The 2,445-nt window shown below is 64.4% G+C and carries 7 protein-coding genes; all 7 read left to right on the plus strand.

Going from position 1 to position 2,445, the window contains the following annotated elements; genetic code table 11:
- Positions 1 to 152 precede the first annotated feature (152 nt).
- The 7 genes from ACFRAR_RS38585 (at position 153) to ACFRAR_RS38615 (ending at position 2,399) form a co-directional block, all read left to right on the plus strand.
- Complete coding sequence (locus tag ACFRAR_RS38585) at positions 153 to 806, plus strand: DUF5753 domain-containing protein (RefSeq protein ID WP_380705106.1); 654 nt, start codon at positions 153 to 155, stop codon at positions 804 to 806.
- Positions 803 to 1,015, plus strand: a complete 213-nt coding sequence (locus tag ACFRAR_RS38590; protein WP_380705108.1) for a DUF397 domain-containing protein — start codon at positions 803 to 805, stop codon at positions 1,013 to 1,015. The genes ACFRAR_RS38585 and ACFRAR_RS38590 overlap by 4 nt, the downstream gene beginning before the upstream one ends.
- Positions 1,016 to 1,176: 161 nt before the next feature.
- A complete protein-coding gene (locus tag ACFRAR_RS38595) occupies positions 1,177 to 1,392 on the plus strand; it encodes a DUF397 domain-containing protein (RefSeq protein WP_380705110.1) in 216 nt (71 codons plus the stop codon).
- An 11-nt stretch (positions 1,393 to 1,403) separates the two neighbouring features.
- Positions 1,404 to 1,616: a DUF397 domain-containing protein gene (locus tag ACFRAR_RS38600; protein WP_380705112.1), complete on the plus strand. Its 213-nt coding sequence runs from the start codon at positions 1,404 to 1,406 to the stop codon at positions 1,614 to 1,616.
- Positions 1,617 to 1,626: 10 nt separating this feature from the next.
- The gene (locus ACFRAR_RS38605; RefSeq protein WP_380705114.1) at positions 1,627 to 1,839 is read left to right on the plus strand and encodes a DUF397 domain-containing protein; all 213 of its coding nucleotides are present in this window, start codon (positions 1,627 to 1,629) and stop codon (positions 1,837 to 1,839) included.
- Positions 1,840 to 1,850: 11 nt separating this feature from the next.
- A complete protein-coding gene (locus ACFRAR_RS38610) occupies positions 1,851 to 2,063 on the plus strand; it encodes a DUF397 domain-containing protein (RefSeq protein ID WP_380705116.1) in 213 nt (70 codons plus the stop codon).
- Between the two features lie 120 nt (positions 2,064 to 2,183).
- Positions 2,184 to 2,399: a DUF397 domain-containing protein gene (locus tag ACFRAR_RS38615; RefSeq protein WP_380705118.1), complete on the plus strand. Its 216-nt coding sequence runs from the start codon at positions 2,184 to 2,186 to the stop codon at positions 2,397 to 2,399.
- Positions 2,400 to 2,445 lie beyond the last annotated feature (46 nt).

Below are 2,445 nucleotides of genomic sequence, written 5' to 3' on the forward strand. Positions count from 1 at the left end.
GTCCCTCGGCATGTCCCCACACCTCCACGCAGGCACAACGCGTCGCCAGTGCCATCAACCGAGCTCAGCCAGGCCCAACTGAAAGGCGGAGGCTAAGTGATAGTCAGATTTCTAACCTCGAACGAGGGACACGCAATCCCACGCTCGACTGGGTGCGCGTTGCCGACAGGGTCCTCGACACCGGCGGCACATTGGAACTGACGTACTGGAGCCTCAGGGGGTCTTCCTTTCTGCCGGGCTACCCGGAGTACGTAGCCAAGGAGCGGGAGGCCAGGGTCATCCGGCTCTTCGAATTGGGAGTCATCCCCGGTCTTGTGCAGACTCGCGCTTACGCTGAGGCCCTGGAGGCTGGTGCCGTGGCACGCGGAAGTGTCACGGCTGAGCAGGGGGCCGAACGCCTTCGGCTCCTACTGAACCGGCAGGATCGAGTCAACAGGGATCCTGCTCCGCTGGTCCATGTGGTCCTTGACGAGAGTTGTCTTCGGACCGTGGTTGGCGGAGGATCTGTCATGTCTCAACAGCTTGAGCATCTGGAGAAGTTGGCCCAACGGCCCAACTACGTGGTCCAAGTCGCGCCCTTTGACTTGGGCGCGCTTCGCCCGTTCATGCGGTCCATGTCGCTTCTTGATCTCGGCGACGGCGCCTCGCTCGGGTACACCGAGACGCATCAGCGTGGATACCTGGAGAACGACCGGGCAATCGTGTCCGCCTGGGCGAGGGAATACGATCTGCTTCAGGTGGAAGCGTTGTCGCAGTCGGCATCGTTCACAAGGATCAGCAAGGCGCGAAGGGACTCTTCAGCATGAGCGAGAACGTTGACCTGACGGGTGCTTCCTGGAGTAAGAGTAGCTACAGCGGCAATGGTGGACAGTGCGTTGAGGTGGCTTCCGGCTTCCCGGGCCTGATGCCCGTTCGCGATTCCAAGGACCCTGATGGCCCGGCTCTGATCTTCCGAGGCGAGGCCTGGGCCTCGTTCGTTGCTGCTGTTCGCGGCGGCGAGTTCGGCGAGGTCTGAGTCGAAGCCCTGAAGGGGGCCTCGGCCTGCGGCGGTGTCCCAGAGGTATGGCGACGCGTGGTCGGCTGCTTCGGTTCAGGTCGTGAGGAGTCGGTCGGACGCTCGGCTGGGGTTCCCCGGTCGAGCGTTTTTGCGTGAGTGGGGGAGGGCACGGAAGGGCTATGAGAGCTCTGGAAGTTGATCTGACCGGCACCCAGTGGTTCAAGTCCTCCTACAGCAGCAACGGCGGACAGTGCGTTGAGGTGGCCTCCGACCTCCCGGGCCTGATGCCTGTCCGTGACTCCAAGGATCCCGACGGCCCGGCCCTGATCTTCCGGGACGAGGCCTGGAGGTCGTTCGTCGTTGCCGTTCGCAGTGGCGAGTTCGGCGAGATCTGAGAGGGAACGTCATGGCTGATCGCGTAGACCTGTCCGATGCCGCATGGTTCAAGAGCAGTTACAGCAACAATGGCGGGTCTTGTGTCGAAGTGGCCCCCGACTTCCCCAGCCTGGCCCCTGTCCGTGACTCGAAGGACCCCGACGGCCCGGCTCTGATCTTCCCGTCCGAGGCCTGGTCGTCCTTCCTCGCCGCCGTCCGCAATGGCGAGTTCGGTGAAGTCTGAGAGGAACGTCATGACCGACGACACAGGCCTGTCCGGCGTCCGGTGGTTCAAGTCCTCCTACAGTCAGCAAGGTGGTGACTGTCTTGAGGTGGCACCCGGTTTCCCCGGCCTGATGCCCGTCCGTGACTCCAAGGACCCCTACGGCCCCGTCCTGGCTTTCTCGTCCGAGGCCTGGGCCTCCTTCCTCGCCGCCGTCCGTAGCGGCGAGTTCGGCGATATCTGAGAGGAAGCGTCATGGCTGATCGCGTAGACCTGTCCGATGCCGCATGGTTCAAGAGCAGTTACAGCAACAACGGCGGTACCTGCGTCGAGATGACAGCAGACTTCCCCGGCCTGGCGCCCGTCCGTGACTCGAAGGACCCCGACGGCCCGGCCCTGGTGTTCCCGCCCGAGGCCTGGGCCTCGTTCGTCGCCGCTGTCCGCAGTGGCGAGTTCGGCGAGGTCTGAGTCGAAGCCCTGAAGGGGGCCTCGGCCTGCGGCGGTGTCCCAGAGGAGCCGGTCGGACGCTCGGCTGGGGGTTCCCCGGTCGAGCGTTTTTGCGTGAGTGGGGGAGGGCACGGAAGGGCTATGAGTGCTCTGGAAGTTGATCTGACCGGCGCCCGGTGGTTCAAGTCCTCCTACAGTCAGCAAGGCGGCAACTGCCTTGAGATGGCACCCGGTTTCCCCGGCCTGATGCCCGTCCGTGACTCCAAGGACCCCTACGGCCCTGCCCTCGCCTTCCCCTCCGACGCCTGGTCGTCCTTCGTTGCCGCCGTCCGCAGTGGCGAGTTCGGCGAAGCCTGAGCCGAACTCCTGAAATCGCGGGCCCGGACCGCACACACTGCGGTCC

Source organism: Kitasatospora sp. NPDC056651 (assembly GCF_042792155.1).
Lineage (GTDB): Bacteria > Actinomycetota > Actinomycetes > Streptomycetales > Streptomycetaceae > Kitasatospora.

What these genes read in the sequence shown, in the direction of transcription:
- ACFRAR_RS38615 (WP_380705118.1), top strand. Translation starts at nt 2,184, where the DNA reads ATGAGTGCTCTGGAAGTTGATCTGACCGGCGCCCGGTGGTTCAAGTCC.
- ACFRAR_RS38595 (WP_380705110.1), top strand. Translation starts at nt 1,177, where the DNA reads ATGAGAGCTCTGGAAGTTGATCTGACCGGCACCCAGTGGTTCAAGTCC.
- ACFRAR_RS38590 (WP_380705108.1), top strand. Translation starts at nt 803, where the DNA reads ATGAGCGAGAACGTTGACCTGACGGGTGCTTCCTGGAGTAAGAGTAGC.
- ACFRAR_RS38605 (WP_380705114.1), top strand. Translation starts at nt 1,627, where the DNA reads ATGACCGACGACACAGGCCTGTCCGGCGTCCGGTGGTTCAAGTCCTCC.
- ACFRAR_RS38610 (WP_380705116.1), top strand. Translation starts at nt 1,851, where the DNA reads ATGGCTGATCGCGTAGACCTGTCCGATGCCGCATGGTTCAAGAGCAGT.
- ACFRAR_RS38600 (WP_380705112.1), top strand. Translation starts at nt 1,404, where the DNA reads ATGGCTGATCGCGTAGACCTGTCCGATGCCGCATGGTTCAAGAGCAGT.